Genomic DNA, 26708 nt, shown 5'->3' with positions numbered 1-26708 from the left:
GCAGCCTGAAGCCGACTCGATAGACTCGCGGTTTCACTTACAAGGGGTCTGCGTGCGCGTATTGCTGGTGGAGGACGACATCGGCCTGTCAGAAGCGGTGTGCGGCTACCTGCGCGCCAAGGCCTTCGTGGTCGACGCGGTGCCGAGCCTGGCCGACGCGCGCGGCGCCCTGCTTTCGGCGCAGTACGCGGCGGTGCTGCTCGATCTGCACCTGGGCGACGGCGACGGCCTGTCGCTGCTGCCGACGATCCGCGCGCTGAAAGAGCGGCCGATCGTGATCGTGCTGACGGCGCGCGACCAGGTCACAGACCGCATCCGCGGGCTCGACGCCGGCGCCGACGATTACCTGATCAAGCCCTACGACCCCGGTGAGCTGCTCGCGCGGCTGCGGGCCGTGGAGCGGCGCCGCAGCGCCGGCAACACGCCGGTGCTGCAGCTCGGCACCATCGAGATCGACCTGGCGCGCGAGCTGGTGCGCAAGAACGGCGCTCCGGTCACGCTCACGCAGAAGGAATGGGCCCTGCTGCGCGTGATGGCCACGCGCCCCGAGCGCATCCACACGCGCGAACTGCTGCAGGACGCGCTCTACGGGTTCGACGACGGCACCGACAGCAACACGCTGGAAGTGTTTATCAGCCGGCTGCGCCGCAAGCTGGGCCGCGCGCACATCCAGACGCTGCGCGGCCTGGGTTACCGGCTCGCGTTTTCGCTGGACGAGGAATGAGGCCTTCCGCCACTCTGGCCGCCCGGCTTACCCGCACGCTGGTGCTGTGGGTCGGTGGCGTCTGGCTGTTGTGCGTGCTCGGCGTCGTCTGGTATGTGGACCGCGAGATCAACTTCAACTTCGACAACGAACTTGTCGAGATGTCGCACCGTATGTTCGACATCGCGGTTCACGAGATCGGCCGAAGGGAAGACGAATTGCCGACAGGCCGCCCGCTGATTGCGCCGACCCCGCTGTTCAAGGATGCCGAGGTGTTCTACCAGGTGGTGAACGGCAATGAACGTGTGCTGCTGCGATCGGCCGAAACGCCCCCCAACACCTTCGACGTGCCGGTGTCGCCCGGTTTCGCCAACGTCGAAGCCTGGCGCATCTATACGGTGCGTCATCCCACACGGCCGCTGTTCCTGCAGGTGGCCGACCCGCTCAGCGAGCGGCGTGATGCGCTCAACCGCACGCTGTTCGGACTGCTGCTCCCGCTGGTAGCGGTACTGCCGCTGCTCGCGTTTCTACTGAGCCGCATCGCGCGCGGCGAACTGCATGTGCTGCGGGAGCTGGCGGGCGAGATCGGCCAGCGGAACGGCGCCGACCTGCGCCCCATCCAGCTCCCCGGCCTGCCGCGCGAGCTTGCATTGGTCGGCGACCATGTGAACCACCTGCTTGAGCGCCTGGCCCAATCACTCGACGTGGAACGCGCGCTGGCCGCCAATGCGGCGCACGAGTTGCGCACGCCGCTGGCAGCGGCGCGGTTGCGCCTGCAAACCGCACTCGACCATGACCTGCGCCGCAGCGACGTGGAGGCCGCGCTGACCGCGCTGCAAACTTTGAGCCACCGCGCCGAGAAGCTGCTGCAGCTGTCTCGCGCCGAATCGGGTGCGTCACTCGCGCGCACCCGTGTCGACCTGGTGCAACTTGCCGCCACAGTGGCCGAGGAGTTCTGGCAGGAAGCGGGCGCGATCGACCGCCTCGACCTCAAGGTGCCCGAGACCGAGCCTGCTCCTGTCGCCATGGGGGACTTCGATGCGCTGGCCATCGCGCTGCGCAACCTGGTTGAGAACGCACTGCACTACGCGCGCGACAGCCGGGTGGAGCTGGAGGTCACTGCCGACTGCCGCCTCATCGTGCGCGACTTCGGCCCCGGCGTCACCGAGGTGGAACTGCGCACGCTGCAGCTGCGGCACGTGCGCCACACCGACGGGCGCACCGGCTACGGGCTGGGGCTGTCGATCGTCTCGACCATCGTCACCAAGCACGACGCACGGCTCGAACTGGTGTCGCCGCCGCCGGGCGCGCCCTCGGGCTTCGAGGCGCGGATCGTTCTCGGGCCTGCCTAGCCGCCGACCAGGGCGCGCAGCCAGTCCGGCAGCGTCGCCGCCTTCTGCTTCGGAAAGTCGACCCAGATCGTGGTCGCACCGCCGGCCGCACAGATCACCTCGGGTGCCTCGGCGCGCGCCATGGTGGCCCAGCTCTCGAAGGTGGTGCGGCCGGGGTCGCTCACGTACATGCGCAGCAGCACGTTGCCCGGGTATTCGATCTGGCGGTAGAAATTGCAGAACGCGTTGACGATCACCATGCCTTCGCCCTTCGGGTCGGGCTCGAAACCGATCGAATGCATCCAGTCGATGCGCGCCGTTTCCATGTAGCGGAAGTAGGTGCCATTGTTGAGGTGGCTCATCGCGTCCATGTCACCCCAACGGATCGGGATCGACATTTCGTAGACCAGCTTCTTCTTCTCGGGGATCTCGATCTTCATGCGGCGGCCCTGATGCCGTGATTGACGGTGCAAGATGATGACAAGGGTGACAGGGGCCAGGCGGGGCCGCCGCATAAAATGCCCGCACCCCGCGCTGCCCTGCAGTTCAAATCATTATCGACGAGACCCCCATGACGCACGACGAAATCCTCGCCCAGTTCGGCCCCCGAGAAGCCATGGAGTACGACGTGGTCGTGGTTGGCGGCGGGCCCGCCGGGCTGGCCACCGCGATCCGGCTGAAGCAGCTGGCGGTTCGCAATAACAAGGAAGTGTCGGTTGTGGTGCTCGAGAAGGGCTCCGAGCCGGGTGCGCACATTCTCTCGGGCGCGATCATGGATCCGCGCGCACTGACCGAACTCATCCCCGACTGGCGTGAACTCGGCGCCCCGCTGAACCAGCCGGTGACCGACGACGCGATGGTGTTCCTCGGCCGCAACAGCGGCCTGCGCACACCCAGCGTGTTCCTGCCGGCCTGCTTCCAGAACCACGGCAACTACATCGTGAGCCTGGGCAACGTCACCAAGTGGCTGGCCCAGCAGGCCGAAGGCCTGGGCGTCGAGATCTTTCCGGGTTTCCCGGCCGCCGAAGTGCTCTACAACGAAAACGGCTCGGTGCGCGGCGTCGCCACCGGCAACCTGGGCGTTGGCAAGGACGGCGAACCCACCGAGAACTTCCAGCTCGGCATGGAGTTGCACGGCAAGTACACCGTGTTCGCCGAAGGCGCGCGCGGCCACCTGGGCCGCCAACTCATCGCCCGGTACAAGCTCGACGCCGGCAAGGATCCTCAGGCCTACGGCCTCGGCGTGAAGGAAGTGTGGGAGATCGACCCCAAGCGCCACCAGCCCGGCTTCGTGCTGCACACCGCCGGCTGGCCGATGAAGAGCGATACCTATGGCGGTGCGTTCCTGTACCACATGGAAGACAACAAGGTCACGCTCGGCTTCATTACCGGGCTCGACTACAGCAACCCGTACCTGAGCCCGTTCGAGGAAATGCAGCGCTGGAAGCTGCATCCCAACATCCGCTGGTACCTCGAAGGCGACGAGGCACACGGCATCAAGCCGGCCAAGCGCATCGGCTACGGCGCGCGTGCGATCACCGCGGGCGGCCTGATGTCGCTGCCCAAGACCGTGTTCCCGGGCGGTGCGCTGGTCGGCTGCGAGGCCGGCTACCTCAACGTGAGCCGCATCAAGGGCAGCCACGCCGCGATCAAGACCGGCATGCTGGCTGCCGACGCCGCATTCGATGCGCTGCAGGCCGGCCGCCAGCACGATGAACTCACGGCCTATCCGGCCGCATTCGAGAAGAGCTGGCTGCACGCAGAGCTGTACAAGGCGCGCAACTTCAAGAGCTGGTTCAAGAAGGGGCTTGGCATCGCAACCTTCATGAACGGCATCGAGCAATGGCTGCTCAAGGGCCACATCCCGTGGACGCTGCACCGCGACAAGCCCGACCATGCCGCGCTCAAGCCGGCCTCGGAGTGCGAACCGATCGTCTACCCCAAGCCCGACGGCAAGCTCACCTTCGACCGGCTCTCCAGCGTGTTCATCAGCAACACGAACCACGAAGAGCAGCAGCCGGCGCACCTGACGCTGAAGGACGCCTCGGTGCCGGTCAACATCAACCTGGCCAAATACGCCGGCCCCGAGGCGCGCTACTGCCCGGCCGGTGTCTACGAATTCGTGCCCTCGGCCGAGACCGGCAAGGAGCGGCTGCAGATCAATGCGCAGAACTGCGTGCACTGCAAGACCTGCGACATCAAGGATCCGACACAGAACATCGTGTGGGTCACGCCCGAAGGCGGCGGCGGGCCGAATTACGTGGGCATGTAGCACCGTTGAAGGAACGCGCCAAAAGGCGCGTTTTTTCCATGGTGGCACGCTGCTGCTCCAAACAGGGGATGCACGGGACGGCAAGTCCACGTACCCTTGGGCTGCACAGGAGACAAATCATGCACATCGTGATCACCGGCGGCTCCGGATTTCTGGGCGTGCGGCTCGCGCGCACGCTGCTCGCGAAAGGCGGGCTGGGTGTGGCCGGCGGCAAGGAGCGCCGCATCGCCATGCTCACGCTGGTCGATCGCGTCCCCCCGCCGGACGACCTGGCGCTGCATCCCAGGGTCGATGTGGTTACCGGCGACCTGTGCGAACTGCTCGACCCCGACAGCGCACAGCGCGGGTTGCCGGCCGAGACGGCGCTGGTGTTCCACCTCGCCGCCGCCGTCAGCGGCGAATGCGAGGCCGACTTCGACCTCGGCATGCGCAGCAATCTGGCCGCCACCCAGGCCTTGCTGGAGGCCTGCAGGGCGCAGCACACACGCCCGATGGTGGTGTTCTCGAGCTCGCTGGCAGTGTTCGGGTCGCCGCTGCCGCGCGTGATCGAAGACGACACGCTCCCGACGCCGCAAACCAGCTACGGCATCCAGAAGTTCATCTGCGAACAGCTCGTGGCCGACTATTGCCGCAAGGGCTTCGTGCACGGCCGCAGCGTGCGGCTCATGACGGTGAGCGTGCGGCCGGGCCAGCCGAACGGCGCGGCCTCCGGCTTTTTCAGCGGCATGTTCCGCGAGCCGCTGGCCGGTCTGCCCGGCCGCTGCCCGGTACCGCCCGAGACGCTGGTGGCGCTCTCTTCACCGGCCCGCACCATCGAGGGCCTGATCTGCGCCGCGACCACGCCCCATGCCAACTGGGGCCCGCGCACCGCGGTGAACCTGCCCTCGCTTTGCGTCAGCGTGGGCGAAATGGCCGAGGCGCTGGAGCGCGTGGCCGGCAGTGCGGCCATGAGCTTGCTCGATTGCACACCCGACTCGGCGATCACGCAGATCGTGGCGGGCTGGCCGGGCCGCTTCGAATGGGCACGTGCCCGCGAACTCGGCCTCTACGCCGACGAGAGCATCGATGCGATCGTGCGCGACTATGTCCGTGAAAATCCCGACGCTGTGATGCTGCCCGTTGCGGCATAGTCGTCGGGTCGTTCGCCGCGCATTCCGCGCGCGCCACAAAAATCCCGGAGACACCATGAAACTCGGCCACATTGCCGCCGCTTGCCTCTCGCTTGCCCTCAGCGCCGGCGCATGCGCGCAAACCACCACGCTCAAGATCGGGTATGCCACATCCAAGGAGTCGCACTATGGGGTCGGCTCCACGGTGTTCTGCGACGAAGTCGAAAAAGGCACCCAGGGCCGCTTCAAGTGCCAGCACTTCGCCAGTTCGGCCCTTGGCGGCGAGCGCGACCAGATCGAGGCCGTCCAGCTCGGCACGCAAGACCTGGTGAACACCTCGACAGGCCCGGTCGGCAACTTCGTGCCCGAAGTCAAGATCGTCGACATCCCGTTCCTTTTTCGCGACTACGACCATGCGCGCAAGGTGATGGACGGCCCGATCGGCCAGGACATCCTGACCAAGTTCCCGAGCAAGGGCATCATCGCGCTGGCCTGGACCGAGAACGGCTTCCGCCACATGACCAACAGCAAGCGCGACATCGTCAAGCCGAGCGACGCCGCCGGCCTGAAGATGCGCACGATGGAAAACAAGGTGCACATGGACGGCTACCGCACCTTCGGCATCCTGCCGACGCCGATGGCATTCCCCGAACTGTTCGGCGCGCTGCAGCAAGGCACGGTCGACGGCCAGGAGAACCCGATTCCGGTGATCCTTTCTTCCAAGTTCTCGCAGGTGCAAAAGCACCTGTCGCTCACTGGCCACGTCTATTCGCCGGCCCTGCTGCTGCTGTCGCCCAAGGTCTGGAACAAGCTCTCTGACGCCGACAAGAAGGTCTTCGTCGAGGCGGCGAAGAAGGCCGCCCTGGCCCAGCGCAAGAAGGTCAACGACGACGAGAACAACGGCATCGCCCAGCTCGAGAAAGACGGCATGAAGGTCACGCGCACGGTCGATGGCGCGGCTTTCCGCGAAGCGCTCAAGCCGGCCTATGCGGGCTATGCCAAGGAGTTCGGCGCCGACAACATCAAGAAGATCGCGGACGTCAAGTAAGCCGCGTCCATTCCCTGAAGCCGCCCGGCCCGCAATCGCCGGGCGGTTCGCTTTTCAAAGTCGCAGAACCGGTAAAAACAACGTGCAAGCCTTCGAGCGCTCTTTTCTCTTCGCCAACCGCTGGGCGCTGATCCTGTTGCTGGCCGCCATGTCGGTCATCATCTTCACCAACGTGGCGCTGCGCTACCTCACCAACCAGTCGCTCGAGTGGGCCGAAGAGGTGTCGCGCCACATGATGATCTGGCTCACCTTTCTGGGCGCCGGGCCGGTGCTGCGCTATGGCGGCCACATCGCCGTCGACAACCTGCAGGACGCCCTGCCGCCGAAAGCCGCGATTGCCGTGCGTGCGGCGGTGGCGGCATTGCTGTTCGCGTTCTTCGGCTTCATGGTCTGGTACGGCTGGCTCTACATGCAGCGCACCATGTTCCAGCTGACGGCCGTGACGCAGATTCCGTTTGCCTACATCTACAGCGCCATGCTGATCGGCGGCGTGCTGCTGATCGTGCACTTCCTGCTGGTGGTCAAGGGCTACGTGCTCCGAAGAGAGTTCGCGTCCGACGCGCACTTCGATGCCAATGCCAGCGCCTCGCTGTAAGGAGCGATCATGGACGCCAGTGTTGTTCTCATCGTCTCCGCCTGCTTGTTTCTCGCCATCGGCGTGCCGGTCGCGTTCGCGCTCGGGCTCTCGACCGTCACCACGCTGATTCTTGCGGAGAGCTATCCGCTGATGGTGCTGCTGAAGGAAACCTTCGCCGGCATCGACAGCTTTCCGCTGATGGCGGTGCCCTTCTTCATTCTGGCGGCCGAGCTCATGAGCGGCGGCTCGCTGACCGAGGTGCTGCTGCGCTTTGCCGGGCAGTTCGTCGGGCACCGCCGGGGCGGCCTGGGTTACACCAACGTGGTGTCGCTGACCTTCTTCTCGGGCATCTCCGGCTCGGCGCTGGCCGACGCGGCTGGCCCGGGCTCGATGCTGATCAAGATGATGGACAAGGCCGGCTACGACCGCTCCTACGCCGCCGCGCTGACCGCCTCCACCGCGATCGTGGGCCCGATCATCCCGCCTTCGATCATCATGATCATCTACGCGCTGCAGGACGAATCCGTTTCGGTCGGCACGCTGTTCGTGGCCGGCTTGCTGCCGGGCCTGCTGATCGCGGTGGCGATGTGCATCGTCAATTTCCACGTCTCGAAAAAGCGCAACTACAAAGGCGACGGCCGCACGCCGCCCCTGCGCGAGATTCTCGAAACGACCTGGAAGGCGATCCCCGCGATCCTGCTCCCGGTGATCATCCTGGGCGGCATGCGCGCCGGCTGGTTCACGCCCACCGAAGCGTCGGTGGTGGCGGTGTTCTACGCGCTGGTCTGCGGCAAGTTCGTCTACCGCACGCTGGAATGGAAGGCGCTGCCCAACATCCTGGAACGGTCGGCGCTGCTCTCGGCGTCCGTGTTGATCATCATCGGCCTGTCGGCCTCGTTCGCCTGGATCCTCACCATCGAAGGCGTGCCGCAGCAGATGGCCGAGTGGCTGGTGGGCATGAACCTGTCGCCGTGGATGTTCCTCATCATCGTCAACGTGTTCCTGCTGCTGTTCGGCATCTTCATCGAACCGCTGCCGGGCGTGATGGTGCTGGCGCCGATTCTGGCGCCGGTTGCCATGAAGCTGGGCGTCGACCCGGTGCACTTCGCGATGATCGTGATCTACAACCTCACGCTCGGCATGATCACGCCGCCGGTCGGGGGGCTGCTGTTCGTCACCTGCAACGTGTCGAAGGTGCCGATGTCGCAACTGGTGCGCGAACTGGTGCCCTTCCTGTGGGCGCACGGCGTGGTGCTGGTCATCCTGACCTTCGTTCCCGCACTGAGCACCTGGCTGCCGCGAGCGCTCGGGTTCAAGTAGCGCGCGCGCCGCGTCCGGCGCCGGCTCTTAATCGACCCGGATGTCGGCGCGCGCGGCCACCGCGCGCATCTGCGGCAGTTCGCGCTCGACCCGCTCGCGCAGTGCGCTGCCGGGGCCCCACGACGGCGTAAGGCCCAGCTCGATCAGCTTCTTCTTGAATTCGGGCGCGCGCGCGGTGTCGGCCAGCGCCGCCTCCAGCTTCGCCTGCACCGGCGCAGGCAGTCCCGCCGGCGCGAGCAGCGCGAACCAGGTGCCCATGTCGAAGCCCGGGTAGCCGCTCTCGGCCACGGTCGGCACGGCGGGCAGCAGCGCCAGCCGTTGCGCGCCGAGCGCAGCGATCGGCCGGATCTTGCCCGCCTTGATCAGCGGCGCCGAGGCGACCACGGTGTCCACCGCGACCTGCACCTGTCCGCCCATCAGCGCCGTGAGGCTGGGCGAGCTGCCGTTGAACGGCACGTGAACCATCTGGATGCCCGCGGCGGACTTGAGCATCTCGCCGCCGAAGTGCACCGAGGAGCCGGTGCCGAAAGAGCCGTAGGAAAACTTGTCGGGCGCGGCCTTGGCCTGGGCCACGATGTCCTTGAGCGAGGCGCCCGGCGTGTCCTTGCCGGCCACCAGCAGCAGCCCCATGTCGGCCACCAGGCCCAGCGGCGTGAAGCTGCGGATCGGGTCATAGGGCAGGTTCGTGCGGATGGCGGGGTTCAGCGTGAGTGTGGTGCTGGCGCCCAGCAGCAGCGTGTAGCCGTCGGCCGGCGCCTTGGCCACCAGCGAGGCCGCAACCACCGTGCCGGCGCCCGCCCGGTTCTCGACCACTATGGGCTGGCCGAGCTTCTCGCCCATCGAACTGGCCAGCAGCCGGCCCAGGATGTCGGTGGCGCCACCCGGCGCGAAGGGCACGACCAGCTTGATGGGGCGCTCGGGGTAGCCCTGCGCCAGCACGGTGGACGGCGCGGCACATGCCGCAGCGGCTGCCAGCAGGCAGGAGAGAAAGCGGGTACGGGTCAGCGGCATGGTGCGAAGCTCCAGGTTGGCAAAAGGTGCAGGGCAAAGGGCAAAGCAAGAAACGAGGCGTTCAGCCGAGCAAGGGGCTGCGCACCCGCGCATGGCCGCTGGCCTGGTCGTAGGCATGGCCGAGTTGCAGCACGGCCATGTCGGCCTGTGCCGGGCCGATGATCTGCAGGCCTGCCGGCAGCCCGCCCGCACCGAAGCCGGCGGGCGCGGCCAACGCCGGCAGGCCGGCCATGGTGGCGGGCACCACGGCCTGCATCCAGCGGTGGTAGGTGTCCATGGCGCGGCCGCCCACCTCGTGCGGCCAGTCGAGCGCCACGTCGAAGGGGAACACCTGTGCCGAGGGCATCACCAGGAAGTCGTACTGCGCGAACAGGCCGTGCAGCACCTGGTACCAGGCCGAGCGCGTGCGCGCGGCGTCGTACACCTGCATGCCACTTAGTTGCAGGCCGCGCTCGATCTCCCACACCGCCTCGGGCTTGAGCAGCCCGCGCGTCGCGGCGTCGCGGTAAAGCCCCGCGTTGGCGCCCGCCACGGCGAAGCTGCGCAGGTCGATCCAGGCTCGCCACATCTGCTCCAGGTCGAACCGCGGCAGCACCGCCTCGACCGTGCAGCCCACCGCCTCGAAATGCCGCAGCGCCTGCGTGCAGGTGTCGAGCACGCCTGGCTCGGTCGGCAGGTGGCCGCCCAGGTCGCCGAGCCAGCCGATGCGCATGCCACGGAAATCGCGCGCCAGCGGCTGCTTCAGGAAGTCGACGCCCTCGGCGTGCCGATGCGTGAGCGGAAGGCGCGCGTCGAAACCAGCCTGCACCGACAGCAGCATCGCCAAGTCGGGAATGTCGCGTGCCATCGGCCCGGCCACGCTGAACTGCTGGAAGAACACCTCCTCGGTCGGCCCGTGCGGCACGCAGCCGATGGAGGTGCGCAGGCCATACACGTTGTTGAAGGCCGCCGGCGTGCGCAGCGAGCCCATCATGTCGGAGCCGTCGGCCACCGGCAGCATGCGCAGTGCCACCGCCACGCCCGCGCCGCCGCTGCTGCCGCCCGCCGAGCGCGCCGGGTCGAAGGCGTTGCGCGTGGCGCCGTACACCGGGTTGTAGGTGTGGCCGCCCAGGCCGAACTCCGGCGTGTTGGTGCGCCCGACGAACAGCGCGCCGCCCGCGCGCATGCGCTCGAACACCACCGCATCGGCCGGCGTAACCTGACCGCGGAAGATCGGCGAGCCCCGGGTTGTGACCATGCCGGCCACCGGCATGATGTCCTTGGGCGCCTGCGGAAATCCGTGCAGCGGGCCGAGGCTGCGGCCCTGCGCCAGCTGCGCGTCGCGCTGCACGGCCTGGGCGTGCAGCGTCTCGCGGTCGGCAGCGGCCACGATGGCATTGACCACTGGATTGAAGCGGTCGATCTGCGCCAGGAACGCATCGAGCACTTCCACGCACGAGACCTTGCGGGCATGGATGGCGCGCGACAGCGCGGTGGCCGTGAGATCCACGATGCCCGATGCGCGGGCCGCAACTGGGGCGGAGGGGGAAATCTGCATGCGTTTCCAAGGGAAATGTGACGGGATGGAGCCAGAATAAGCTGCCGCCAGCTTGACGACAATCGCCGTTTGTTTCAGGTACCTTTGCGTTTTACGCAAACCTCCGAGGGCCTTCGATGCGTTCCAGCCGACTTCAGGACACCGCCCTGCGCTACTTTCTCGAGGTCGTGCGCAGCGGCTCGGTCAGCGAAGCCGCCGGGCGGCTCAGCGTGTCACCCTCGGCGGTGAGCCGGCAGGTCGCGGCGCTGGAAGAACTGCTGGGCGTACCGCTGTTCGAGCGCCACGCGCGCGGCATGTCGCCCAGTGCGGCCGGGGAACTGCTGGCCGCGCATGCGCGCCGAGGCGCCATGGAAGCCGACCGCGTGGTGTCAGACATCCAGGCGCTGCAGGGGCTGCGGCGCGGGTTGGTGCGCCTGGGCAGTTCGTCGGGCTTCGCGATCGAGTTCCTGCCGCGGGTGATGGCCGGATTCCGCGCAAACTACCCGGGCATCCTGTTTCACCTGCGGGTGGTCGCTCCCGCCCAGGTGACCACCGCCGTCCTCAACGGCGACGTGGACATCGGCCTCACCTACAGCCGCGCCGCCGAACGCGACATCCACGTGCAGCACATGCAGGTGGCGCCGGTGTACGCCATCATGCGGCCCGACCACGCACTGGCGCGCTTTCCCACGGTCACGCTGACGCAGATGCACCCGCACCCGATCGCCCTGCCCGAGCGCGACAACACCGTGCGCCAGTTGTTCGACATCGGCTGCAGCCAGCGCCGCCTGGTGTTCGACCCGGTGCTGGTCAGCGACCATTTCGAGTCGCTCACCAACTTCGTGCTGCACGGCGGCGGGCTGTCGATATCGGGTGAGGTGACGGTGCGCGACCGCGTGCGGCGCGGCGAGCTGCATGCGGCGCCGATCCGCGAGCGCGGCATGAACGGCCGCGCGATCGAGGTGCAGACCCTGGCCGGGCGCACCTTGCCGCAGGGCATCGTCGCGTTCCTCGAGTATTTGCGTGCGCAACTGTCGCCGCCCGCGTGATCGCGGCGCCGGCGGTTCACGAAGATGTAACCAGCGGGCGCCATGCTGCGGCCTTCCATTTCCGAAAGAGCCGCCTGCCATGTTTCCCACCAAAACCGACAAGGCGCGCGACGAGCTGCAAGGCGGCCAGCGCACCCTGAGCCAGCGCGAGCGCGCGCTGCTGCTGATGGCTGACGGCCGGCGTTCGCTGACCGACTTCAGCCCCCTGTTCCCCAACCGGGGCGAGGCCAGGGACGCGATCCGGGCCCTGGCGCAGCGCGGCTACCTGCACGAGCCGCCGGCCGCCGCGCAACCCGCGGCCGAGCCGATCCGCCCCGCGGCCGCGGCCGACACATTCGACGGCAAGCGCTCGCTGGCCACCACGCGCATGTTCCTGTTCGACATCTGCGAGCGCATGTTCGTGCGGCGCGACCCCGGGTTCGCGCTGCAGATGCGCGACGCCCTGCGCGAAGCCCGCGACCGCGAGGCGATGCTGGCCATCGCCGCACTGATGCTCGCCGAGGTCGAGAAGACCGCCGGCGCGGAGCGCGCCGAATCGCTGCGGGAGCGCATCGACCGGCTGCTGCCGCCGGCCGAATTCGTGCACTGACGCGAAACCCCTCGCTTCGCGATCCACTACACTCGCCAGGGTCAGGAGAGCGCCCCGCCAGCCGGGGCCGCCGAAGGCGCAGGAACCCTCCGAACGCTCAGGCAAAAGGACTGACAAGACGCTCGCGCAATCGGGCGTTTCCTTGCTGGAGAGAGGCCGATCCGCGTCGGCCCACCGAAGGAGCAAACCCCGATCGTGGGGCGAATCTCTCAGGTACCAGGGACAGCAGGGGTGGCCCATGGCGTCGCGCCATGGAATTCGACTGCCCCAATGAAAACCCCATGGCCGCTCCGTCCGACAACGCAACGCTTCTGAAGACCCCGCTCCACGGCCTCCACGTCGAGCTTGGCGCCCGCATGGTGCCCTTCGCGGGCTATTCGATGCCGGTGCAGTACCCGGCCGGCCTGATGGCCGAGCACAGGCACACGCGCGATGCGGCCGGCCTGTTCGACATCTCGCACATGGGCCAGTTGCGGCTCAGTGGCCCGGACGCAGCCGCCGCGTTCGAGAGCCTGATGCCGGTCGACGTGATCGATCTGCCGGTCGGCAAGCAGCGCTACGGCCTGCTGCTGAACGACGCGGGCGGCATCCTCGACGACCTGATGTTCTTCCGGGAGCGCGACGATTCGCTCTTCGTGATCGTCAACGGCGCCTGCAAGGTCGACGATATCGCCCACATCACGGCGAAGATCGGCGCGCGCTGCGCGGTGCAGCCGCTGCCCGACCATGCGCTGCTGGCGCTGCAGGGCCCGCAGGCGGCGGCCCTGCTTTCGGCCCTGTCGCCCGGCATCGAGCGCTTCGTGTTCATGACGGGCGGCAGCGTGAAGATCGGCGGCATCGATGCCTTCGTCACGCGCAGCGGCTACACGGGGGAGGACGGCTTCGAGATCTCCGTCGCGGCCGCCGACGCCGAGGCGCTGGCGCGGCTGCTGCTCGCGCAACCGGCGGTCAAGCCGATCGGCCTGGGCGCGCGCAACTCGCTGCGGCTGGAGGCCGGCCTCTGCCTCTATGGCAGCGACATCGACACCACCACCACGCCGGTCGAGGCCTCGCTCAACTGGGCGATGCAGAAGGTGCGCCGGGCCGGCGGCGCGCGCGCAGGCGGTTTTCCGGGCGCCGAGAAAGTGCTGGCGCAGCTGGCGGTGGCCAGCACTGGAGCGGCCGGCACCACGGATCACAAGACGCTGACGCGCAAGCGGGTCGGCCTGGTCGCGCTGGAGCGCGTGCCGGTGCGCGACGGCTCGCCGCTCGAATCCTTCGAAGGCCACCCGATCGGGCAGGTCACCAGCGGCCTGCTCGGCCCGACCGCCGACCGGCCGGTCGCGATGGGCTATGTGGCCACTGCGTTCTCGGCTCCCGGCACGCGCATGCAGGCCATCGTGCGCGGCAAGCCCGTGCCGATGGAGGTGACCACGATGCCGTTCGTGCCCACCCGGTACTTTCGCGGCTGAAAAAAACTTTCTTGCATCCATCTTTCTTCAGGAGCTTTTCGATGACCGTCAAATACACCAAAGACCACGAGTGGGTCGAATCCACCGGCAGCGACGCCGCCACCGTCGGCATCACCGTGCATGCACAGGATGCCCTGGGCGACGTGGTGTTCGTCGACCTGCCCGAAGTCGGCAAGACCTTCGCGCAGGGCGAAGTTGCCGGCGTGGTCGAGTCGGTCAAGGCCGCAGCCGATGTGTTCATGCCGGTGTCGGGCGAGATCACCGAAGTCAACGAGGCGCTGCGCGCCGACCCGTCGCTCGCCAACAGCGACCCGCTCGCGGCTGGCTGGTTCTTCAAGGTCAAGCTCAGCGATGCGCTGCAGCTCGACGCGCTGATGGACGCAACCACCTACGACAAATTCGCCGAGAGCTGAGCTCGCCCCCAGTCTTCGCGCACTTCGTGTCGCTTCGCCAACCCCCTGCCGGGGGCAACACCAGCAGCCCGGCAAAGCCGGTTCCGCTGTGTTTCACTTTAAAACCGGTACGCCAACACTCATTGCCATGCCTATCCAGACTTTGCCCTCCCTGCACGAACTCGAGAATGCCGATGAATTCATCGCGCGCCACATCGGCATCGAGGCCGCGGACGAGGCGCGCATGCTGCCGGTCATCGGCTCGGTCACGCGCAAGGAACTGATCGACGGCATCGTGCCGGCAGCGATCCGGCGCGCGAAGCCGATGAACCTGCCGGCACCGGTTTCCGAGGCCGGTGCGCTCGCCGAGCTCAAGGCCATGGCTGCGAAGAACAAGGTCGCGCGCAACTTCATCGGCCAGGGCTACTACGGCACCCACACGCCCGGCGTGATCCTGCGTAACGTGCTCGAGAACCCGGCCTGGTACACCGCCTACACGCCCTACCAGGCCGAGATTTCGCAGGGCCGCATGGAAGCGCTGCTGAACTTCCAGACCATGGTGTGCGACCTGACCGGCATGGCGATCGCCAACGCCTCGATGCTCGACGAGGCCACTGCCGCCGCCGAGGCCATGACGCTCGCCAAGCGCAGCGTCAAGAACAAGAGCAATGTGTTCCTGGTGGCGGGCGACTGCCACCCGCAGACCATCGAAGTGCTGCGCACGCGCGCCGCGCCGCTGGGCATCGAGATCAAGGTCAGCACCGCTGCCGAAACCCTGCCGCACCTGATGGCGAGCGGCGAATTCTTCGGTGCCCTCGCGCAGTACCCCGGCACCACCGGCCAGGTGCACGACCTGCGGCCGCTGGCCGGCCATGCCCACGCGATCGGCGCAGCGCTCTGCGTCGCCGCCGACCTGCTCGCGCTGACCCTGCTCGCGCCGCCGGGCGAATGGGACGCCGACATCGTCTGCGGCACCACGCAGCGCTTCGGCATGCCGATGTGCAATGGCGGCCCGCATGCGGCTTACCTGGCCTGCCGCGATGCATTCAAGCGTTCGCTGCCGGGCCGACTGGTGGGTGTGAGCGTCGACGTGCACGGTGCGCCGGCCTACCGCCTTGCGCTGCAGACGCGCGAGCAGCACATCCGCCGCGAAAAGGCCACGTCGAACATCTGCACGGCGCAGGTGCTGCCCGCGGTGGTTGCCAGCATGTATGCGGTCTACCACGGCCCGCAGGGGCTCACGCGCATCGCGCAGCGCGTTGCGGCGCTCACCGCGATCCTGGCGCAGGGGCTGGAGCAGATGGGCCGCGAGCTGGTCAACAGCACCGCCTTCGACTCGCTCACCGTGAAAAGCGGCGACGACACGCAGACCATCCTCGACCGCGCGCACGCCGCCAGCGTCAACCTGCGGCACCGGCTGCAGACGCACCTGGGCATCTCGCTCGACGAAACCACAACACGCAGCGACATCGAAACGCTGTGGGCCCTGTTCGTGCCGCACGGCACGCCGATGCCGCGCTTCGAGCAACTGGCCGACAAGGCCATGCCGCGCATCCCCGCCGACCTGCGCCGCACCAGCGCGTTTCTGACGCATCCGGTGTTCAACACGCACAAGAGCGAAACCGCGATGCTGCGCTACATCCGCAGCCTCTCGGACAAGGATCTGGCACTCGACCGCAGCATGATCCCGCTGGGCAGCTGCACCATGAAGCTCAATGCCACGAGCGAGATGATCCCGATCACCTGGCCGGAGTTCGCGAACATTCATCCGTTTGCACCGGCCGACCAGCTCAAGGGCTATGCCGAGCTCGACCAGCAACTGCGCAACTGGCTCTGCGAAGCCACCGGCTACGCCGGCATCAGCCTGCAACCCAACGCCGGCTCGCAGGGCGAGTACGCGGGCCTGCTCGCGATCAAGGCTTTCCACGCCTCGCGCGGAGAAGAGCGACGCAACATCTGCCTGATCCCTTCGTCGGCCCACGGCACCAACCCGGCGAGCGCCCAGATGGTCGGCATGCAGGTGGTGGTGACGGCCTGCGACGCGCAGGGCAATGTCGACCTCGACGACCTGAAGCGCGCCTGCGAAAAGCACAGCGACAAGCTGGCCGCGGTGATGATCACCTACCCCAGCACGCACGGCGTGTTCGAGACCGGCGTCAAGGCGCTCTGCGAGCTCGTGCATTCGCACGGCGGCCGCGTGTATGTGGACGGCGCCAACATGAATGCGCTGGTCGGCGTGGCGGCGCCGGGCGAGTTCGGCGGCGACGTGAGCCACCTGAACCTGCACAAGACCTTCTGCATTCCGCACGGCGGCGGCGGCCCGGGTGTCGGCCCGGTGTGCGTGGTGGAAGACCTGGTGCCCTTTCTGCCCGGCCACGCCACGGCCGGCGTCGCGTCGCACGGCGTCGGCGCGGTGTCCGCGGCGCCTCTTGGCAACGCGGCCGTGCTGCCGATCAGCTGGATGTACTGCCGCATGATGGGCGCGGAGGGCCTGCAGGCCGCCACCGAAACCGCGATCCTGAGCGCCAACTACATCAGCGCGCGCCTGAAAGACCACTACCCCACGCTCTACGCCAGCGCCAACGGCCATGTGGCGCACGAGTGCATCCTGGATCTGCGTCCGATCAAGGAGGCCTGCGGCGTCACCGCGGAGGATGTGGCCAAGCGCCTGATCGACTACGGCTTCCATGCGCCGACACTGAGCTTTCCGGTGCCGGGCACGCTGATGGTGGAGCCGACCGAGAGCGAGCCATTGGCCGAACTCGACCGCTTCATCGACGCGATGATCGCGATCCGCGGCGAGATCCGCCGCATCGAGGAAGGTGTCTGGCCGGCGGACGACAACCCGCTCCGGCATGCGCCGCACACCGCGGCCAGCCTGCTCGGCGCCGAATGGGCCCACCCCTATTCGCGCGAACTCGGCGCGTTCCCGCTGGCCTCGCTCAAGCAGGCCAAGTACTGGTCGCCGGTGGGTCGGGTCGACAACGTGTATGGCGACCGCAACCTGTTCTGCAGCTGCTTGCCTGTGAGCGATTACGAGACGGTCTGATGCCGGGGTAGGCCGCTGGCGGTGACCAGCGCGAGACGGTCACGCCGCGTCCAGGATCAGGGCGGCGGGGCACGCTGCGCAGCGAAATAAAGGAGGAGGGCGAAGCCCGGGGGACATTCGCGGAGCAGCGTGCCCCGCCGCCCTGATCCCGCCCCGGAACCTCAGCGCTCCGATCAACGCTGGAGAGCGTGCGGTGGCGCACAGACCGGCCCACTTCACCGTCGTATAAGAAGGCAAGCCGACGCAGCATCTCGAACGGATCTGCGCCAGCCGGCAGACAAACCATCTGCAACCTGTCGACCTGAGCGAGAGGAAACCGCGATGATCCATACCTTTCCATTGCTCACTGCTTCGGGCAAGGCAGGAGCGGCAAAATTGGTTCTGAGCCTGGCGAAGGTCGGTGCCCTGCCCTTCGGTCGTCCACTCAAGGCCGACGACGCCACACCGCCAATCGTCCCCCCGCGTGCGATCTCTCCGGCCATGGATCCCGAAGACTGGGATGCTCTCTTCCTCGCGGTTACGGCACGGATGCGGCGCACCGCGCAGCCGGCGCTGACCTTGTGCGCGTCGCCAGAGCACAAGACCGTTGCCGACATGCGAGCCGTCGTGCTCGAGTGCGTGGAGGCGCTCGAACAACTGCATGCAGCGCTGGCGTGCGAACGGGCCGACGCAACAACCCGCGCCCCGGCGACCCAACCAGACATCGTCTGTCAGCCCAAGATGTCGGCGTAGCCCTTGCGGTCGGCGGCGTAGCAACTGCACGCGGCCTCTTCGAGCCCATGACGGTCAAGCACGGACATCTCGCCGCGGTGGTATTCGATCAGCCCGCCGCGCTGCAATGCGCTGGCGGCCGTGGTGATGCCCACGCGACGAACACCCAGCATGTACGCAAGGAACTCGTGGGTGATATGGAAATGGTCGGCGTGTGCGCGATCCTGGCTCATCAAGAGCCAGCGCGCGAGACGCGGGCCGACCTGGTGGAAGCGCAGGCAGGCGGCAGATGCCGCCAACTGGGCCATCAACACATGGACGTATCGGTGCAAACTGCGTTGCAGGGGCGCACTTCGCAGCAGCTCTTTGCGGAAGTCGCGTGCGGTGATGCGCCACGCCGCGCCAGCACCCTGAACCAACCCATGCAGTGGCGCCTTCGTGACGCCGAGCACGAGCTGCGCGCCGAGCATGCCTTCGCGCCCCACCATGCCGACCTCCACGCCGGCACCACCCTCGGTGCGCGCCACCAGCGAAATGAATCCGTCTTTCGGAAAGTAGACATGGCGGGTCGGCTCGCCGGGCTCGCAAAGCACTTTCGCGAGGACCAGTTCGGTCGGTTCGCACACCGACAGGATGTTCAATCGATCCTTGCGGGGAAGTCGTGCGATCAGCTGATTCTCGACATTAGCCAGATAGGCAGTCGTCAGGTTGCTGCCGCTCGGATGATGCGGCTCGCACCGACCGCCCTGCCTGCGTGCGCAGTTCCGATCGGTTCGGACAGTATGTTCCCTATCCCGGACAAAGACCGTCTGACAGCGCACAAACGCCGGATCTCACTGGCTTGTGCGCTTCTCGGGCAGCAGCCGGTCGTACTCGTTCTTCACCACCGCATAGCACTCGCAGGTGCGCTCTTCCAGGCCGGGACGGTCCAGCACCGTGATGCGGCCGCGCGAATAGCGGATCAGCCCGGCCTTCTGCAGCTTGAGTGCGCTTTCCGTCACGCCCTCGCGGCGAACGCCGAGCATGTTGGCGATCAGCTCCTGCGTCATCACCAGTTCGTCGCCCTGCAGCCTGTCCAGGCTCAGCAGCAGCCATCGGCACAGCTGCTGGTCCAGCGTATGGTGGCGGTTGCACACCGCCGTTTGCGCCATCTGCGTAATGAGCGCCTGGGTGTAGCGCAACAGCAGGTGCAGCACGGGCGCCCGGCCGAACTCTTCCTTGATCGCCTTTGCCTTGAGGCGCAAGCCGTGGCCTGCGCTCTGAACCACGGCGCGGCTCGGTGTCGATTCCCCGCCCATGAAGAGGGAGATGCCGACGATCCCTTCGTTGCCGACCACCGCGATCTCGGCGGAAGCACCGTTCTCCATCACGTAGAGCAACGAGACGATCGAGGTGGTGGGAAAGTAGACATGGCTCAGTGTGCTGCCCGATTCGTACAGCACTTTCCCGAGCGGCATCTCGACCCGCTCGAGCTGCGGCAGCCAGCGCTGAAAGTCGGCCTCGGGCAGCGCAGCCAGCAATTGATTTTGGAGAGGATTGGGGGCAACAGCCATTCAAGCAAATTTCAGTGGGCGCAGGCTTGCAGGATGCCGGGCCGGCTCCTGCGCTACGCCGGCCCAGTATGGCAGCGATGGCAACCTTGATGTGTTCGGTACCGCACAAATGGCTACTTCACAACCAACTCAGCTTTGGACACCTTGTCTGTGCGCCAGCGCACACACTATCTCTTGCCCACCGCGCCGGCCACCACACCGGCCCGGAACTCGACCAATTTGGCCTTCAGCCGCTTCTCGTTGGCCGGCCCCATGCGCACCAGCATCTTCTGCCCGGCGGAGAGCGCCTGCAGTTGCGGGTCGGCAAACTCGTAGCGCGTCCAAGGCTGCGCCGAGGGGATTTCGCCTTTCACCTCGGTCAGTTTTACCTCCAGCGGCCCGGCCGGTTCCGGCGCCTGCAGCAGATGGTCGATGACCGCCACCAGGCGGTCGTTGAAGTAGCGCTGCGGGTAGCCCAACTCTTCGTAGGCCTGCTGGAACCGCGGATAGAGCTGGATGTAGACCGCCACGGCCTTCGCCGTATCGACCTTGTCCACGAACGCCACGAAGGGCGCATAGCGGCTGGCGTTGTCGGGGCTGATGCGCTGCGGGCCGGCGCCCTCGCCCGTCGTTGCAAAGCGCTTCGGTGTCGGCTGCACCGGCCACATGCGGGCAGCGGCCTGTTCGCGCGGCAGGCTGTCAACCGTGGCGACCAGGCGCCGCGCAAAGCCGTCGACCTGCAGAAACGAGGCAACGGCCGGTTGCCCCAGCAGCGCGGCGAGCGCCTGCGCCACCTGCGCGTCGGCATCGGCCGGCGGCGATGCGTCGGCCGGCACGTCGATCGGGAACTGCGGACCGCTCGCCACGGGGGCCGCGGGCGGCGGCGTGCCGTCGGCGGACGGGGCGCTGGCAGCCGGTGGCACAGCGGCGGGCGCCGGCGCTAGCCGCTGCGTGGTGTACCACCACCATGCGGCGGCAGCGACGGCCACGACGACCAGCAGGCCGATGATGGTGCGCGAGGCGGTGGCGTCGCGCTGCGTGGGCCTGAACTCGGCGGGATCTCGCGCTGGCATCTTCATTCGCTCCTGGCTGCCGCCTTGGCTTCGAAGCGTCCATTGGAAACCCGCGGCGCGCGGGGCACGTAACCTCGTGTGAACGAGGCGGCCGCGGGCGCCGCTCAGACCTTGTGCGTCGACAGCAGGATGCTGGTTTCGGTGTTTGAAACACCCGGGATCGCGCGGATGGCATTGAGCACCTGGTCGAACGCTTCCAGCGTGTCGGCGCGCAACTCGGCCATCAGATCCCAGCGCCCGTTGGTCGTGTGCAGCGCCACCACGTTCGGGTTGCCGCGCAACGCGCGCCGCACCTCGTCGCCGCGCGGGCCATCAATGGCGATGCTGGTGATCGCGCGGATGCGGTGCCCTTCCGCTTCGGGCCGCAACCGCACCGTGTAGCCGACGATGGTGCCGTCGGCCTCCAGCTTGCCGATGCGGTTTTGCACGGTGGCCCGCGCCACGCGCAGCTTTTTCGCCAGTGCCACCACCGGCATGCGGGCGTTGTCGCGCAGCAGTGCGAGGAGTTGCCGGTCGGTATCGTCCATGTTTGATCAAATTGCCATTTTTATCGAGCTAAATGTAATTAGCACCGTTAAATCTGGCAACTTGCATTCTTCACTTTGGCATCAAGGACGGGAACAATAGGAGGCAAATCAGGAGCATCCGATGACCCGTTTCGTAGACGTTCCCACCATGTCCCGCCTGGTTCAGGACATCGGCGTCGCACCCTTCATCGGCGAGTTGTCGCAGGCCATCGAGCAAGACTTTGTCCGCTGGGCCGACTTCGACAAGTCGGCGCGCGTTGCCAACCATTCCGACATCGGCGTGATCGAGCTGATGCCGGTGTCCAACGCGAAGAGCTACGCGTTCAAGTACGTCAACGGCCATCCCGGCAACACCGCGCAGGGGCTCTACACGGTGATGGCCTTCGGTGTGCTGGCGGATGTGGAAACCGGCTACCCGGTGTTGTTGTCGGAGCTGACCGTGGCGACCGCCTTGCGCACCTGCGCGACGTCGTTGATGGCAGCACGCGCACTGGCACGGCCCGATGCGCGCCGCATGGCGCTGATCGGCAACGGCGCGCAAAGCGAGTTCCAGGCGCTCGCATTCCACAGCCATCTGGGCATCGAAGAAATCGCGGTGTACGACGTGGACGCCCGCGCCACCGACAAGCTTGTGCGCAACCTGTCGGCTTGGCCGTCGCTCAAGGTCATGCGCGCCAAATCCACCGCGGAGGCGGTGCGCGGCGCCGACATCGTGACCACCGTCACCGCCGACAAGGCCTACGCCACCATCCTCACCCCCGGAATGATCGAGCCTGGCATGCACATCAATGCCGTTGGCGGCGATTGCCCCGGCAAGACCGAACTGCATGCCGATGTGCTGCGCGGCGCGCGGGTGTTCGTGGAGTACGAGCCGCAAACCCGCATCGAGGGCGACATCCAGCAACTGCCGAAAGACTTTCCGGTGGTGGACCTGTGGCGCGTGCTCGCCGGCACCGAGGTCGGGCGCCAGCATGCCGGCCAGGTCACGGTGTTCGACTCGGTCGGCTTCGCGCTCGAGGACTATTCAACGCTGCGCTACGTGCTCGACCAGGCCACCCGGCGCAGCATGGGCGTCGACGTCGAACTGGTGCCCTGGGCCGACGACCCGAAAGACCTGTTCCGCTACACCCGCGCCGGCGCCTCGCGCACCGTGATGCGCCGTGTTGCCTGAGGACGGCACCGGTTGTTGAAGCGCCGCCGGGCACGGTATCGTGCAGGCCATGGACATCGACTTCGCCACCCTTACCGAGCATCAGCGTTACAAACTCATGGCCAGCCTGATCGTGCCGCGGCCGATTGCGCTGGTGACAACGCTCGGGCCCGATGGCGTGGTCAATGCCGCACCCTTCAGCATGTTCAACATGCTGGGCGAGGAGCCGCCGATCGTGATGATCAGCGTCAATCGCCTGCAGGACGGCGTGCTCAAGGATACGGCCGCGAACATCGTGCGCAGTAAGGAGTTCGTGGTGCACCTGGCCGACGAAGACACGGCCGAGCAGATGCACCGCTGCGGCGACCGGCATCCGCCGCACGTGAGCGAGCTCGACGTGGTGGGCTTCACGGCATTGCCAAGCAACGCCGTGAAACCGCCGCGCATTGCCGAAGCACCCGTGGCCTTCGAATGCACGCTGTGGGAAACGCTCGAGACCGCAAGCCGCCAGATCTTCATCGGCCAGGTGCGCTGGATGCATGCGCGCGACGAACTCATCGACACCGAGACCTGGCGTGTGCGGCTGCAGCACTACTTTCCGGTCGGGCGCTTCGGCGCCAGCTTCTATGTGAAGACGCGCGAGCGCTATTCGCTCGGGGATCAGGGCGCCGTGCGCAGCACCCCGATCGACGAGATGTAGCGCCGGCTAGAGCGGAAACGGCACCAGCCCGGCCTGCCCCTCGGCCGCCTTGACCGGCGTGTGTGCCACGTTCATGACCCAGCACACCATCGTGAAGTAGCCGATCAGCGCGCTCAGCTCGACCACGGTGCGGGTGCCGAAGCGCGCATCGGCCGCGCGCCAGGTCGGCTCGCTGATGCCATGCTGCTGCAGCAGCTCGAGTGCCAGGTCGACCGCGAGCTGCTCGTCGTCGGCCAGCGGCACCGCGCGGCGGCCAAGCCGCAGCGCCTCGATCGCATCGACGCTGACGCCGGCCTTGACCGCTGCCGGCGCGTGCATCGCCCACTCGAACTGGTTGCCGGTGTGGCGCGCGACGACGCAGGTGACGAGTTCGCGCACGCGCGGGTCGATCTGGCTGTCGAAGCGCAGGTATTCGCCGGTGCTGCCGATGCGCTCCATCAACACCGGGCTTTGCAGCAGCGGCAAAAAGGGGCCGAACACGGCCTTGCGCGGCCCGTCGATCAGGGCCTGCGCGGCGGTGCGCTGTTCGGCCGACATTGCGTCGGCCGCCGGCATCGGGATGCGTTCGGCCCAGGGTTGGGTGTGTCCTTGCTGGAGCATGGGATTCTTCCTTTCAAAAAGTGGGGGCGGGCCGCTCGCGCCAGAGCCAGGCCGCGCTAGCGAGCAGCGCCAGCGCGCCAACGGCCAGCGCAATGAACAGGCCGGTGAAGTCGTCAGCGCTGCGGGTACTCAGCAGCGATGACAACATCGGCCCCGCCATCTGCCCGATCGCGAACGCCGCAGTCATGCGCCCGAGCGCCGCGGTGGGATTGTCCGACACGCGCGCCCTCGCCTCCTGCATGCCGGCCATGGTCGCCACCATGAACGTGCCGCCGACCAGCAGGGCCGCCGCCAGCACGGAGCCCACCGACAGGTGCAGCACCGGCAGCAGGCAGCCGATCGCCATCAGCAGGTGGCACAGTGCCAGCAGGCGCAGCCGGCCGACACCGCGCAGCAACACGCTGGCGAGCCAGGTGGAAATCGCCGCGGCCGCGCCGAACATCGGCCAGGCCGCGCCGAACACCGCCGGGTCGTCGAGCACGGCGCGCGCCAGCACCGGCAGAAAGGTGGCCGGAAGGATGTAGCCGAAGCCGAGCACCCCGTAGCAGATGACCAGGCTCCAGTCGGCGCGGCCGGTGCCGGCTTCGGCCCGGGCGCCTGCAGCCGCTGGCGCCGGCGCTGCGGGTGTGGTGCGCGGCATCCACACCGCGACCGCGCCCGTTAGCAGCAGCGCCAGCGCGCCGAGCTGCAGCCACAGCGTGTCGGCACGCACGCCCGCAACGCCGGCCTGCCAGCACCAGAGGCCGGCGAGCGCGATGCCCGAGCCAACCCCTGCGTACAGCATGCCGGCCCCTGCAGGGCGCTCGAAACGCGCCAGCCAGGCCAGGCCCCAGACGCTGGTGCTGACCAGCGCCCAGGCGCTCGCCACGCCGGCCACGAAGCGCAGCAGCAGCCAAGGCCCGATCGACGAAGTCCAGCCCATGGCCGCCGTGGTGAGCGCGATGGCGCCCAGCGCGGCCAGCCCGAGCCGCTGCGGCGTGAGCGCAATGCGCGCCGCCGTCAGCGCGCCCACCAGGTAGCCCGCGTAGTTGGCCGCGGCAAGCCAGCCGCCGCTCGCAAGATCGAGGCTGCCCTCGCGAACCATCAGCGGCAGCATGGGCGTGAAGGCGAAGCGGCCGATGCCCATCGCGATGGCCAGCGCCAGCGCGCCGGCAGCGCACACCGCGAGAAAGGAGGTGTGTCCGGCCATCGGCCGGGAGGAAGCAGGGTTGTTGGGGTTGTTCGACATGGCGTCCCATTGGACGCACAATCGTCACACGGCACAAATGAATAATCCAGAACAATCATTCTGTTTATGAGAATCATCGACCTAGACTCGCTCGAAATCTTCCGCACCGTGGTGAGCGAGGGCGGCGTGATCCGCGCGGCCGGCAAGCTCAATCGGGTGCAGTCGAACGTCACCACGCGCATCAAGCAACTGGAAGAGCGCCTGGGCCACAAGCTGTTTCGGCGCGAGGGGCGCTCGCTGGCGCTGTCGCCGGCCGGCGTGGCGCTGCTGCCCTACGCCGACCGGCTGCTGCGCCTGGCGGACGAAGCGGAGAGCGGGTTCAAGAGCGGCCTGCCGCTGGGCACCTTCCGGCTCGGCTCGCTCGAAAGCACCGCCGGCAGCCGGCTGGCGCCGGTGCTCTCGCGCTTTCACCAGCGCTACCCGGGCGTGGTGGTCGAGCTGGTCACGGGCACCACCGGCGCGCTGCTGCAGCGCATTAACGCCTTCGAGGTGGAGGCCGCCTTCGTGTCGGAGCCCTTCTCGGCGCCGGGCCTGCAAACGCAACCGGTGTTCGAGGAAGAGCTGGTGCTGATCACGGCGCGCAGCGTGGCGGCAGTCAAGCGGCCGGCCGACCTGGCCGAATCCACGCTGATCGCCTTTGCCAATGGCTGTTCGTACCGCCGCCTGCTCGAACAATGGCTCGGCAGCGGCGGCGTGGCGCCGACGCGCTCGCTCGAGTTCTCGTCGTACCAGGCCATGATCGCCTGCGTTGCGGCCGGCACCGGTTTTGCGATCGTGCCGGTCTCGGTGCTCAAGGCGCTGCGCGCCACTGCCGATGTGCGCCAGCACGCGCTGCCCGAGCGCATACGCACCAGCCGCACGCACCTGGTGTGGCGCGGAACGCCGTCGGTGGCGCTGCTGCGGCTGACCGAGATGCTGCAAAAACCATAGCGCCAGGCGCCCCGCGCGATAGACGCCGCGAGCCCTTCTTCTACCGTAGCTGCAGATCCTTCGGCAGGGCGGCCGACGCGCAGCGGATCACCGTCCGGCTGCGGGCTTCGGGTTCGATCAGGCGGTGGCAACCGCCGACGGCTGCGCCCCCGCAATCTGCCGCAGCGCCCGCTCGAACACCTCGACCGGCTGCCCGCCCGAGATCAGGTGCTGGTTGTTGATGATGATCGCGGGCACCGAATGGATGCCGGCGTCGGTGTAGAGCTTTTCGCGCGCACGCACCGCGTCGGCGTATTCGTCGCCGGACAGAATCTCGCGGGCGCGGGCCACGTCAAGGCCGGCTTCGCCCGCCACGCGCAGCAGCAGGTCGTGATCCGACGGGTTCTCGCCATCGGTGAAGTAGGCCTTGAACAGCGCCTTCTTCAGCGCGCGCTGGCGTTCCACGCTTTCGAGTTCGGCCCAGTGCAGCAGGCGGTGCGCGTCGAAGGTGTTCCACACGCGCTTGCGCTGGCCTTCGCCGAACACGAAGCCGACCGCCTCACCGCGCTGGCGGATCATTTCCCGCGCCTGCGCCTGCTGCTCGCGCGAGGAGCCGTACTTCTGGTTCAAGTGTTCAAAGATGTCCTGGCCCTCGGGCACCATCCCGGGATTGAGTTCGAAAGGCTGAAAGTGCAGCTCGGCTTTCACATCGGGCGCCACGCGCGCCAGTGCGGCCTCGAGCGCGCCGAGCCCGATGGCGCACCAGGGGCAGGACACGTCGGACACAAAATCGATCTGGAGTGAAGAGGTCATGGCAATCGCCGCACAGGCTGTGAAGAAACAGGAATCCCTGATTCTTCA

Annotated in this window: 26 protein-coding genes and 2 riboswitches; of the genes, 16 read left to right on the top strand and 10 right to left on the bottom strand. The window is 67.5% G+C overall.

The window, feature by feature from the left end:
• Window positions 1-52 precede the first annotated feature (52 nt).
• Together ACSFA8_RS21860 and ACSFA8_RS21855 are read left to right on the top strand one after the other, a co-directional pair.
• Entirely contained in the window at window positions 53-724 is a 672-nt protein-coding gene (locus tag ACSFA8_RS21860) for a response regulator (protein WP_435481582.1), read from the top strand.
• Entirely contained in the window at window positions 721-2055 is a 1335-nt protein-coding gene (locus ACSFA8_RS21855; protein WP_435481581.1) for a sensor histidine kinase, read from the top strand. The genes ACSFA8_RS21860 and ACSFA8_RS21855 overlap by 4 nt, the downstream gene beginning before the upstream one ends.
• On the opposite strand, the gene ACSFA8_RS21850 is transcribed toward ACSFA8_RS21855, so the two are convergent.
• Window positions 2052-2474: an acyl-CoA thioesterase gene (locus ACSFA8_RS21850; protein ID WP_435481580.1), complete on the bottom strand. Its 423-nt coding sequence runs from the start codon at window positions 2472-2474 to the stop codon at window positions 2052-2054. The genes ACSFA8_RS21855 and ACSFA8_RS21850 overlap by 4 nt on opposite strands.
• A gap of 131 nt (window positions 2475-2605) precedes the next feature.
• Between ACSFA8_RS21850 and ACSFA8_RS21845 the strand changes: the two genes are divergently transcribed.
• The 5 genes from ACSFA8_RS21845 (at window position 2606) to ACSFA8_RS21825 (ending at window position 8360) form a co-directional block, all read left to right on the top strand.
• Window positions 2606-4306, top strand: a complete 1701-nt coding sequence (locus ACSFA8_RS21845; RefSeq protein WP_435481579.1) for an electron transfer flavoprotein-ubiquinone oxidoreductase — start codon at window positions 2606-2608, stop codon at window positions 4304-4306.
• Window positions 4307-4425: 119 nt separating this feature from the next.
• Window positions 4426-5436: a D-erythronate dehydrogenase gene (denD, locus tag ACSFA8_RS21840; RefSeq protein ID WP_435481578.1), complete on the top strand. Its 1011-nt coding sequence runs from the start codon at window positions 4426-4428 to the stop codon at window positions 5434-5436.
• A gap of 55 nt (window positions 5437-5491) precedes the next feature.
• The gene (locus ACSFA8_RS21835) at window positions 5492-6463 is read left to right on the top strand and encodes a TRAP transporter substrate-binding protein (protein WP_435481577.1); all 972 of its coding nucleotides are present in this window, start codon (window positions 5492-5494) and stop codon (window positions 6461-6463) included.
• Between the two features lie 82 nt (window positions 6464-6545).
• The gene (locus ACSFA8_RS21830) at window positions 6546-7058 is read left to right on the top strand and encodes a TRAP transporter small permease (RefSeq protein WP_435481576.1); all 513 of its coding nucleotides are present in this window, start codon (window positions 6546-6548) and stop codon (window positions 7056-7058) included.
• 9 nt (window positions 7059-7067) lie between these two features.
• Entirely contained in the window at window positions 7068-8360 is a 1293-nt protein-coding gene (locus tag ACSFA8_RS21825; RefSeq protein ID WP_435481575.1) for a TRAP transporter large permease, read from the top strand.
• Window positions 8361-8387: 27 nt separating this feature from the next.
• On the opposite strand, the gene ACSFA8_RS21820 is transcribed toward ACSFA8_RS21825, so the two are convergent.
• On the bottom strand, window positions 8388-9371 hold the full coding sequence (locus ACSFA8_RS21820) for a Bug family tripartite tricarboxylate transporter substrate binding protein (RefSeq protein ID WP_435481574.1): 984 nt from the start codon (window positions 9369-9371) through the stop codon (window positions 8388-8390).
• A gap of 61 nt (window positions 9372-9432) precedes the next feature.
• The gene (locus tag ACSFA8_RS21815) at window positions 9433-10908 is read right to left on the bottom strand and encodes an amidase (protein WP_435481573.1); all 1476 of its coding nucleotides are present in this window, start codon (window positions 10906-10908) and stop codon (window positions 9433-9435) included.
• Between the two features lie 116 nt (window positions 10909-11024).
• Between ACSFA8_RS21815 and ACSFA8_RS21810 the strand changes: the two genes are divergently transcribed.
• From ACSFA8_RS21810 to ACSFA8_RS21785, 6 genes are all read left to right on the top strand, one after another.
• Window positions 11025-11936 (top strand): LysR family transcriptional regulator, encoded by a 912-nt coding sequence (locus tag ACSFA8_RS21810; protein ID WP_435481572.1) that lies wholly within the window; start codon window positions 11025-11027, stop codon window positions 11934-11936.
• Between the two features lie 79 nt (window positions 11937-12015).
• Window positions 12016-12525 (top strand): hypothetical protein, encoded by a 510-nt coding sequence (locus ACSFA8_RS21805; RefSeq protein WP_435481571.1) that lies wholly within the window; start codon window positions 12016-12018, stop codon window positions 12523-12525.
• A 32-nt stretch (window positions 12526-12557) separates the two neighbouring features.
• A riboswitch (glycine riboswitch) is annotated at window positions 12558-12648 on the top strand.
• Window positions 12649-12660: 12 nt separating this feature from the next.
• Window positions 12661-12761: riboswitch (glycine riboswitch) on the top strand.
• A gap of 45 nt (window positions 12762-12806) precedes the next feature.
• Window positions 12807-13976 carry a glycine cleavage system aminomethyltransferase GcvT gene (gcvT, locus tag ACSFA8_RS21800; protein WP_435481570.1) on the top strand — a complete coding sequence of 390 codons (1170 nt, stop codon included), beginning with the start codon at window positions 12807-12809 and terminating at the stop codon, window positions 13974-13976.
• 41 nt (window positions 13977-14017) lie between these two features.
• Window positions 14018-14389, top strand: coding sequence for a glycine cleavage system protein GcvH (gene gcvH / locus ACSFA8_RS21795; protein WP_435481569.1), 372 nt, complete (start codon window positions 14018-14020; stop codon window positions 14387-14389).
• 127 nt (window positions 14390-14516) lie between these two features.
• Window positions 14517-17417: an aminomethyl-transferring glycine dehydrogenase gene (gene gcvP, locus ACSFA8_RS21790; RefSeq protein ID WP_435481568.1), complete on the top strand. Its 2901-nt coding sequence runs from the start codon at window positions 14517-14519 to the stop codon at window positions 17415-17417.
• 321 nt (window positions 17418-17738) lie between these two features.
• Complete coding sequence (locus ACSFA8_RS21785; RefSeq protein ID WP_435481567.1) at window positions 17739-18149, top strand: hypothetical protein; 411 nt, start codon at window positions 17739-17741, stop codon at window positions 18147-18149.
• Here the strand turns inward: ACSFA8_RS21785 and ACSFA8_RS21780 are convergent.
• The 4 genes from ACSFA8_RS21780 to ACSFA8_RS21765 all read right to left on the bottom strand — a co-directional run bounded on the left by ACSFA8_RS21780 (window position 18128) and on the right by ACSFA8_RS21765 (window position 21260).
• Window positions 18128-18949, bottom strand: coding sequence for a Crp/Fnr family transcriptional regulator (locus tag ACSFA8_RS21780; RefSeq protein WP_435481566.1), 822 nt, complete (start codon window positions 18947-18949; stop codon window positions 18128-18130). The two genes, ACSFA8_RS21785 and ACSFA8_RS21780, sit on opposite strands and share 22 nt — an antisense overlap.
• Before the next feature lie 12 nt (window positions 18950-18961).
• Entirely contained in the window at window positions 18962-19681 is a 720-nt protein-coding gene (locus ACSFA8_RS21775) for a Crp/Fnr family transcriptional regulator (RefSeq protein ID WP_435481565.1), read from the bottom strand.
• Window positions 19682-19848: 167 nt separating this feature from the next.
• A complete protein-coding gene (locus ACSFA8_RS21770) occupies window positions 19849-20733 on the bottom strand; it encodes a DUF3014 domain-containing protein (protein ID WP_435481564.1) in 885 nt (294 codons plus the stop codon).
• A 104-nt stretch (window positions 20734-20837) separates the two neighbouring features.
• Window positions 20838-21260, bottom strand: coding sequence for an Lrp/AsnC family transcriptional regulator (locus ACSFA8_RS21765; protein ID WP_435481563.1), 423 nt, complete (start codon window positions 21258-21260; stop codon window positions 20838-20840).
• 121 nt (window positions 21261-21381) lie between these two features.
• Between ACSFA8_RS21765 and ACSFA8_RS21760 the strand changes: the two genes are divergently transcribed.
• Together ACSFA8_RS21760 and ACSFA8_RS21755 are read left to right on the top strand one after the other, a co-directional pair.
• Entirely contained in the window at window positions 21382-22431 is a 1050-nt protein-coding gene (locus ACSFA8_RS21760) for an ornithine cyclodeaminase (protein ID WP_435481562.1), read from the top strand.
• 49 nt (window positions 22432-22480) lie between these two features.
• Complete coding sequence (locus tag ACSFA8_RS21755; RefSeq protein ID WP_435481561.1) at window positions 22481-23110, top strand: flavin reductase family protein; 630 nt, start codon at window positions 22481-22483, stop codon at window positions 23108-23110.
• A 6-nt stretch (window positions 23111-23116) separates the two neighbouring features.
• Here the strand turns inward: ACSFA8_RS21755 and ACSFA8_RS21750 are convergent, their stop codons facing one another.
• Both ACSFA8_RS21750 and ACSFA8_RS21745 read right to left on the bottom strand, forming a co-directional pair.
• Window positions 23117-23710 (bottom strand): carboxymuconolactone decarboxylase family protein, encoded by a 594-nt coding sequence (locus tag ACSFA8_RS21750; protein ID WP_435481560.1) that lies wholly within the window; start codon window positions 23708-23710, stop codon window positions 23117-23119.
• A gap of 13 nt (window positions 23711-23723) precedes the next feature.
• Entirely contained in the window at window positions 23724-24938 is a 1215-nt protein-coding gene (locus tag ACSFA8_RS21745; RefSeq protein WP_435481559.1) for a YbfB/YjiJ family MFS transporter, read from the bottom strand.
• A gap of 66 nt (window positions 24939-25004) precedes the next feature.
• Between ACSFA8_RS21745 and ACSFA8_RS21740 the strand changes: the two genes are divergently transcribed.
• The gene (locus ACSFA8_RS21740; protein WP_435481558.1) at window positions 25005-25868 is read left to right on the top strand and encodes a LysR family transcriptional regulator; all 864 of its coding nucleotides are present in this window, start codon (window positions 25005-25007) and stop codon (window positions 25866-25868) included.
• Window positions 25869-25985: 117 nt separating this feature from the next.
• Here ACSFA8_RS21740 and ACSFA8_RS21735 read toward each other — a convergent pair whose 3' ends face one another.
• Window positions 25986-26660: a DsbA family oxidoreductase gene (locus tag ACSFA8_RS21735; RefSeq protein ID WP_435481557.1), complete on the bottom strand. Its 675-nt coding sequence runs from the start codon at window positions 26658-26660 to the stop codon at window positions 25986-25988.
• Window positions 26661-26708: the final 48 nt, after the last annotated feature.

Origin of the sequence: Variovorax nitratireducens (assembly GCF_051216545.1) — a bacterium.
GTDB lineage: Bacteria > Pseudomonadota > Gammaproteobacteria > Burkholderiales > Burkholderiaceae_C > Variovorax.
This window is presented reverse-complemented; position numbering and strand designations above follow the sequence as displayed.

Bases quoted from the DNA above. Each gene is read 5' to 3' on its own strand.
- ACSFA8_RS21835 (WP_435481577.1), top strand. From the start codon at position 5,492: ATGAAACTCGGCCACATTGCCGCCGCTTGCCTCTCGCTTGCCCTCAGC.
- ACSFA8_RS21770 (WP_435481564.1), bottom strand. From the start codon at position 20,733: ATGCCAGCGCGAGATCCCGCCGAGTTCAGGCCCACGCAGCGCGACGCC.
- ACSFA8_RS21745 (WP_435481559.1), bottom strand. From the start codon at position 24,938: ATGTCGAACAACCCCAACAACCCTGCTTCCTCCCGGCCGATGGCCGGA.
- gcvT (WP_435481570.1), top strand. From the start codon at position 12,807: ATGGCCGCTCCGTCCGACAACGCAACGCTTCTGAAGACCCCGCTCCAC.
- ACSFA8_RS21765 (WP_435481563.1), bottom strand. From the start codon at position 21,260: ATGGACGATACCGACCGGCAACTCCTCGCACTGCTGCGCGACAACGCC.
- ACSFA8_RS21735 (WP_435481557.1), bottom strand. From the start codon at position 26,660: ATGACCTCTTCACTCCAGATCGATTTTGTGTCCGACGTGTCCTGCCCC.
- ACSFA8_RS21825 (WP_435481575.1), top strand. From the start codon at position 7,068: ATGGACGCCAGTGTTGTTCTCATCGTCTCCGCCTGCTTGTTTCTCGCC.
- ACSFA8_RS21845 (WP_435481579.1), top strand. From the start codon at position 2,606: ATGACGCACGACGAAATCCTCGCCCAGTTCGGCCCCCGAGAAGCCATG.
- ACSFA8_RS21820 (WP_435481574.1), bottom strand. From the start codon at position 9,371: ATGCCGCTGACCCGTACCCGCTTTCTCTCCTGCCTGCTGGCAGCCGCT.
- gcvH (WP_435481569.1), top strand. From the start codon at position 14,018: ATGACCGTCAAATACACCAAAGACCACGAGTGGGTCGAATCCACCGGC.
- ACSFA8_RS21810 (WP_435481572.1), top strand. From the start codon at position 11,025: ATGCGTTCCAGCCGACTTCAGGACACCGCCCTGCGCTACTTTCTCGAG.
- ACSFA8_RS21760 (WP_435481562.1), top strand. From the start codon at position 21,382: ATGACCCGTTTCGTAGACGTTCCCACCATGTCCCGCCTGGTTCAGGAC.
- ACSFA8_RS21855 (WP_435481581.1), top strand. From the start codon at position 721: ATGAGGCCTTCCGCCACTCTGGCCGCCCGGCTTACCCGCACGCTGGTG.
- ACSFA8_RS21785 (WP_435481567.1), top strand. From the start codon at position 17,739: ATGATCCATACCTTTCCATTGCTCACTGCTTCGGGCAAGGCAGGAGCG.
- ACSFA8_RS21815 (WP_435481573.1), bottom strand. From the start codon at position 10,908: ATGCAGATTTCCCCCTCCGCCCCAGTTGCGGCCCGCGCATCGGGCATC.
- ACSFA8_RS21850 (WP_435481580.1), bottom strand. From the start codon at position 2,474: ATGAAGATCGAGATCCCCGAGAAGAAGAAGCTGGTCTACGAAATGTCG.
- ACSFA8_RS21775 (WP_435481565.1), bottom strand. From the start codon at position 19,681: ATGGCTGTTGCCCCCAATCCTCTCCAAAATCAATTGCTGGCTGCGCTG.
- ACSFA8_RS21740 (WP_435481558.1), top strand. From the start codon at position 25,005: ATGAGAATCATCGACCTAGACTCGCTCGAAATCTTCCGCACCGTGGTG.
- ACSFA8_RS21750 (WP_435481560.1), bottom strand. From the start codon at position 23,710: ATGCTCCAGCAAGGACACACCCAACCCTGGGCCGAACGCATCCCGATG.
- denD (WP_435481578.1), top strand. From the start codon at position 4,426: ATGCACATCGTGATCACCGGCGGCTCCGGATTTCTGGGCGTGCGGCTC.
- ACSFA8_RS21755 (WP_435481561.1), top strand. From the start codon at position 22,481: ATGGACATCGACTTCGCCACCCTTACCGAGCATCAGCGTTACAAACTC.
- ACSFA8_RS21805 (WP_435481571.1), top strand. From the start codon at position 12,016: ATGTTTCCCACCAAAACCGACAAGGCGCGCGACGAGCTGCAAGGCGGC.
- gcvP (WP_435481568.1), top strand. From the start codon at position 14,517: ATGCCTATCCAGACTTTGCCCTCCCTGCACGAACTCGAGAATGCCGAT.